This is a genomic window from Nostoc sp. NMS4 (assembly GCF_017115095.1).
Classification (GTDB): Bacteria; Cyanobacteriota; Cyanobacteriia; order Cyanobacteriales; family Nostocaceae; genus Nostoc.
Genome location: NZ_JABXKI010000045.1, coordinates 1 through 5,995 on the forward strand (window position 1 = coordinate 1; position 5,995 = coordinate 5,995).

Annotated in this window: 5 protein-coding genes; all 5 read right to left on the minus strand. The window is 42.7% G+C overall.

Features of this window, described 5'->3' with window-relative positions; translation table 11 throughout:
* Positions 1-108: 108 nt before the first annotated feature.
* The 5 genes from HWQ37_RS01870 to HWQ37_RS01890 all read right to left on the minus strand — a co-directional run bounded on the left by HWQ37_RS01870 (position 109) and on the right by HWQ37_RS01890 (position 5,803).
* Positions 109-2,346, minus strand: coding sequence for a hybrid sensor histidine kinase/response regulator (locus HWQ37_RS01870; protein WP_292743060.1), 2,238 nt, complete (start codon positions 2,344-2,346; stop codon positions 109-111).
* A gap of 4 nt (positions 2,347-2,350) precedes the next feature.
* Positions 2,351-2,923 (minus strand): chemotaxis protein CheB, encoded by a 573-nt coding sequence (locus HWQ37_RS01875; RefSeq protein ID WP_292743062.1) that lies wholly within the window; start codon positions 2,921-2,923, stop codon positions 2,351-2,353.
* Between the two features lie 63 nt (positions 2,924-2,986).
* Positions 2,987-3,850: a metal ABC transporter permease gene (locus HWQ37_RS01880; protein WP_292743064.1), complete on the minus strand. Its 864-nt coding sequence runs from the start codon at positions 3,848-3,850 to the stop codon at positions 2,987-2,989.
* 24 nt (positions 3,851-3,874) lie between these two features.
* The gene (locus HWQ37_RS01885; RefSeq protein WP_292743066.1) at positions 3,875-4,654 is read right to left on the minus strand and encodes a metal ABC transporter ATP-binding protein; all 780 of its coding nucleotides are present in this window, start codon (positions 4,652-4,654) and stop codon (positions 3,875-3,877) included.
* A 150-nt stretch (positions 4,655-4,804) separates the two neighbouring features.
* Positions 4,805-5,803, minus strand: a complete 999-nt coding sequence (locus HWQ37_RS01890) for a metal ABC transporter substrate-binding protein (RefSeq protein WP_292743068.1) — start codon at positions 5,801-5,803, stop codon at positions 4,805-4,807.
* Positions 5,804-5,995 lie beyond the last annotated feature (192 nt).

A 5,995-nucleotide genomic window follows, 5' to 3' on the forward strand; every position in this document is an offset into this window, starting at 1 on the left:
TGTCTCCCTTGTCTCCCTTGTCTCCCTTGTCTCCCTTGTCTCCCTTGTCTCCCTTGTCTCCCTTATCTCCCTTGTCTCCCTCATCTCCCTCATCTCCCCAATCCCCAATCAACTAACTGGAACTTCAATAGGCAGTTCTAATACATTGGCAACCGCAGCAATCAATTTATTGGGGTCAATTGGCTTACATAAATGCTGCTGAAACCCTGCTCTTAGCGCTTCCAAGCGGTCTTCCTCTTGCGTGTATGCTGTTAAAGCGATCGCGGGGATGCGTCCGCCTTTTTCTGGTTCTAAAGAGCGCAGTTTCCTAATCAGCGTATAACCGTCTTGCTCTGACATACCGATGTCGCTAATCAAGATATCTGGTTTTGCTTGTTCAAGTACTACTAGCGCTTCATCAACTGATGCTACCGCAGTGGCAAAAGCCCCATACTCTTCAAACATAAAACTGAGGAAGTTACGAGTATCTGCTTCATCATCTACAACTAAAACTCTTAATCCAGCAAGGGGTGTAGATGCTACAGGGGAGGAAATTTTTCCTGTTGCTTCTCTATTCCCCCTATTGTCTTGTAGCAGTGGTAGTCTCACAGTAAAGGTTGCTCCTTGTCCAGTGCCTAAACTTTGGGCAAAGATTGCACCTTTGTGTAGTTCTACTAGATGACGAACGATCGCTAATCCTAGTCCTAGTCCATTGTGCGATCGCGTTGTAGTGCTGTCTGCTTGCCGGAAACGCTCAAATACTTTAGGTAAAAACTCGGAACTTATACCAATACCTGTATCAATAACTTGAATTTGGGCATAGTGTGATTTTGGATTTTGGATTTCGGCTTCGCTCAGTCGAAGGATTTGGGATTTTAGATTATTGCTTTCATCTGTGTTTGAAGAGTCTAAATTTTCATTACTAGATGCCAATCCCAAATCGTTAGACTGAATTGTAGTGAGCGTTGTCGTTGGCGCAGTCTCTCCTACAGAAGTACCATTCACGCCGTTCGCGTAGCGTTCCGCAGGAAAGTCGGAAATCGAACATCCCAAATACTTTGACAGCCTGACTTCTACCCTACCACCTTTAGGGGTAAACTTTATCGCATTAGTTAGTAGATTCCAGACAATTTGCTGTAAACGGGCTGGATCGCCATAAACCGATCCGATGGAAGTATCAAGGACAGTATTTAATTGAATATCTTTTGGTTCTGCTAGGGGACGCACTGCCTCTAAAGCTGCCTCCATCACCGATATCAAATTCACCGCCGATACATTTAACCGCAACTGGCCACGGATAATCCGCGATACATCCAAGATATCCTCAATTAGTTGCATCTGAGATATGGCGTTGCGTTCGATCGCTTCCAAAGCGCGAGAAGTGGCTTTGTCATCAAGTTTCTTGGCGCGGAGGATTTTTGACCAGCCGAGCATTGAGGTTAGGGGTGTGCGGAGTTCGTGGGAGAGAACAGCTAGAAACTCATCTTTCATCCGATTCGCGGCTTCTGCTTCCTGTCTTGCGGTCTGTTCTCGAATCACTTGAGCGCGGACTTCTTCTGCTTGCTTGCGTTCGGTAATATCTTCCAGAGTGCCTACATAACCCAGCAATTCTCCTTGACTGGAAAGCATCGGTGATGAGCGGACTTGAACCCAACGGACGCTACCGTGAACAGCTTGAAAGCGAAATTCTTCTGAGTATTCCCGACCTTCACAAATGTAAGCAGACCAACTAGCGATCGCTCGTTCTTTGTCTTCTGGATGAACAGATTCCAGCCATCTCTTTTCTAAACTCTCTGCTGCTTTCAAGCCACATATTGCCTGATAGCGGGGATTAGTATATTTACAGTTGCCTTCGGTATCCGTTTCAAAAATGCCAACGGGTGAGCAGGTACTTAGCGATCGGAATCGTTCTTCACTTTGCCTGAGTTCGGTATTCACAGCTACCAGTTGCGCTGTTTGTTGCTTGACGGCTTCTGTTTTCTTAAATAATTCTACAAATACTGTGACTTTGGAAGTCAAAATATTGGGGTCTAGTGGTTTGAGCAAATAATCAACAGCACCCAAGGCATAACCTTTAAACAGCATTTGGTCGCTGGTGCTAAAGGCAGTGAGAAAGATAATTGGAGTGTGACGCGATCGCCCCCGATTGCGAATCAAGGTAGCAGTTTCAAAGCCATCCATCCCTGGCATTTGCACATCCAGCAAAATCACTGCAAAATCTTGATGCAGCAAACACCTCAAAGCTTTTTCCCCAGAAGTAGCTCTCACAAGATTTTCCCCTAGTTTTTCTAGGATTGCCTCTAGTGCCAGCAAATTTTCCAGCTTATCATCTACTAGGAGGATGTTGACTTTGGGTTCCATCTGCATCGGTTTATTTCTGTGATGATTGACAAAGCTTGACCATCTGGGAAGCTATGTTTGAGAGTGTCAAAATCCAGTCTACTGTAACAGCAGAAATTGCTGCCTCTGGCATAATGTCGCTCTCGGCTGTGGCAGGTTCTTGTACAATAGTAATTCCTCCTCGTGCTTTTATTTTCTTAAGTCCTTGCATACCATCTTGGTTTGCTCCTGTCAAGATTACACCAATAACTTCCTCAGTGTAAACATCGGCTGCCGACTCAAACAACACATCGATAGACGGTCTAGCATAAGAAACAGGCTCGTCAGTTGAAAGGGCAAAGTGACCTGGTTCAACCAGTAAGTGATAATCTGCTGGGGCTATATAGATATATCCTGGTAGAATTTCGTCCTTGTCTTCCACTTCTCGAATTTTCAACAAACTGGATTCTTGTAATAACTCCTGGAGTGTATGACTAGACTCTTTGTGACGGTGTTGGACAATTGCGATCGGCACAGAGAAATCTACTGGTAAATTCCCCAGTATGATTTTCAACGCTGATAATCCGCCTAAAGAAGTACCAATTACCACAATTTTAAAAAACACTTGTTTTTCCCTCAGACCTGCGGTATGGGGTTACATAAATAGCAAAGCCTATTTAATACTGAATCAGTCAGTGTTTTCTTGCTTCTTTGCTCTTACCAGTAACCCATGTTTCGGTGCAAAAATCATTGCGATGACAAACAACAAGGTTTGTAACACAACTATGCAACCCCCTGTTGCACCATCGATATGATAGCTGACATAAGTCCCCATAACACTAGAAAATACTCCAGATGCCATTGCAATTAGAATCAGATGGTCGAAACGGTCTGTTAATAAATAAGCCGTTGCTCCCGGAGTAACTAACATCGCTACAACCAGAATAATTCCCACTGTCTGGAGTCCGGCAACAGCAGTTAATGAGAGTAATGATAGTAAGATATAGTGCAGCGCTCCTGTGTTTAAGCCAATGGAACGCGCATGAGTCGGATCAAAACAAAATAATAGTAGGTCTTTGCGTAAAATAGCTATTGTGACTAAAGTAATTACGCTAATAATCACCGTTTGAATAATGTCTTCATTAGAAATACCCAAGACATTCCCAAACAAAATATGCGTTAAATCTACGCTGCTTGGAGTTTTAGAAACTAGTACCAAACCCAGGGCAAAAAATCCTGTAAATACCAATCCGATAACCGTATCTTCCTTAATTCTCGTCTTCGCTTTGATATAACCGATCGCAATAACTGAACCCACACCAAAGACAAAAGCACCCACAGCAAAAGGAATATTTAAAACATAAGCAATTACTACCCCAGGCATTACCGCATGGGAAACAGCATCTCCCATCAATGCCCAACCTTTAAGGGTCATAAAACAAGATAAAACAGAACAGACCACCCCAACCAAGGCACTTACACAAATTGCCTTCACCATGAATTCATGCTGTAGGGGTGCGGTTAACCAGTCTAAGAATGCGAGACTATTCATGTTTTTAACAATATTAATTAGTAATTAATCAGATTCATTTTGATTTCCACGGATTATCTGACTTTTGCTGAGAGATAAATCTCCAAGAGAACCACCAAAAGTCCGTGACAGATTTTCTTCTGTGAAGACTTCTGATGTATTACCATAAGCTAAAATAGTCCGATTAATCAATACTACTTGGTCGCAAAAAGTGGTAATAGATGCTAAGTCGTGGGTAGAAATCAAAATTGTATGACCTTCTTCTCGCAATTCCAGCAATAAGTCAATCATCGCTTTTTCTGTTTTGATATCTACCCCAGTGAAAGGTTCATCTAATAGTAAAACTGTTCCTTGTTGTGCTAAAGCACGAGCGAGAAAGGCGCGTTTTTTCTGTCCGCCAGAGAGTTCTCCAATTTGGCGATCGCGCATTGACCACATTTGCACCCTCTCCAAACTCTCCCTGACGATTCTTTGATCTTTCGCCGCCGGAATTCGCAGTATATTCATGTACCCGTAGCGCCCCATCATCACCACATCATGGACACTTACTGGAAAATTCCAGTCTACTTCTTCTGACTGTGGTACATAAGCCACCAAGCTTTTTTTCTGTGCAGCTTTTATCGGTAAACCATTAATTAAAACCCGCCCTGTAACTGGCTTCAAAAAACCCATAATTGCTTTAAATAGGGTTGATTTACCGCTACCATTCATCCCCACTAAACCACTGATTGAACCTGCTTGAATTTGCAAAGAAGCACCATGCAAAGCAACTTTGCCGTGGTAAGCAACTGTGAGATTTTCGACATCAATACTAATAGATTTCACTAAAAATCACCTCTAAGATTAATCATTAGTTTGTAATGAGCGGCTCCAGCCTTTTTTGCGAATACGTAAAGTTTTCCAGAGAATAAAATAGGACTAAAGTGCTTACTACAAGTCAATTTTCAATAGTTAAATTTATTCTTGCATACTTGCTCATTTTTGCTCTAATCCCTGAGTTAGAGTATTAATATTAAGTTCTAGCAACTTGAGATAAGTCGGTGCTGGCCCATTTGCTGGAGACAGGGAATCAACATAAAACACTCCACCAAACCTTGCTCCCGATTCTCTAGCTACCTGACGTTGCGCGCCATCATTGACTGTACTTTCACAAAAAACTACAGGTATTTTATTTTTCTTAACTATATCAATGACTTTTTCTAGCTGTTTGGGAGTAGCTTGTTGTTCAGAGTTAACCGCCCAGAGATAAGCTTCTTTCAAGCCATAATCGCGGGTAATGTATGAAAATGCGCCTTCGCAGCTTACCATGTAGCGCTTGTCTGCTGGAACTACCGACACCGCTTTTCGCAGTTTCTCATCAACTTCTTTAATCTTTTGGCTGTATGCTTTGGCATTGGTATTATAAGTCTCTGCATTCGCTGAGTCCAAATTAACTAATGCCTTGCGAATATTCTCTACGTAAATCAAAGCGTTTTGTGGTGACATCCAAGCATGGGGATTAGGTTTTCCCTTATAGGCATCCTCCGTAATTTCTACAGGTTTGATTCCCTCACTTAGGGTAATATGAGGCACATTAGGGACGCTGTTATACAATTTCTGTGCCCAACGCTCTAAATTTAGACCATTATTTAAAATTAGGTCTGCTTTTTGCGCCCTTACCAAATCGCTAGGAGTTGGTTCGTAACCGTGAATTTCCGCCCCTGGTTTGGTGAGAGATTCGACAATCGCCTTGTCTCCAGCCACATTTTGCGCCATATCTGCGATGACTGTAAAGGTGGTAAGGACTACTTTTTTGCCTTTTTTATCTAGGTTGGTGGTAGTTGTGGCTGGGTTTTGACTTAACCCTGGTTGAGAATTGGAGGTTGACGGGCTACATCCAGCCAAACATAGCCCCAATAGCAGCCCAGATACTACAGCCAATTTTTGCCCGTACTGCGGTAGTTGCACCTGAAAATTGTTGAGACTTAATATCATTAGATTATTTTCATAATCTTCTCACTTTAGCAGAAGGGAGATAAAAATGAAAGAATTATGATAAGAAAAAGCGAACCTGTAGCAATCCACCCTATTTAGCAGTCTTTGTCAAAGTCATTTTTTTAACGAACCGCAGTAGACGCTTTGCGGCTACTCTACGAGAACGCTAAGAGCGAACCCGCAGGGTGGCGC

Bases quoted from the DNA above. Each gene is read 5' to 3' on its own strand.
- HWQ37_RS01880 (WP_292743064.1), bottom strand. From the start codon at position 3,850: ATGAATAGTCTCGCATTCTTAGACTGGTTAACCGCACCCCTACAGCAT.
- HWQ37_RS01890 (WP_292743068.1), bottom strand. From the start codon at position 5,803: ATGATATTAAGTCTCAACAATTTTCAGGTGCAACTACCGCAGTACGGG.
- HWQ37_RS01870 (WP_292743060.1), bottom strand. From the start codon at position 2,346: ATGCAGATGGAACCCAAAGTCAACATCCTCCTAGTAGATGATAAGCTG.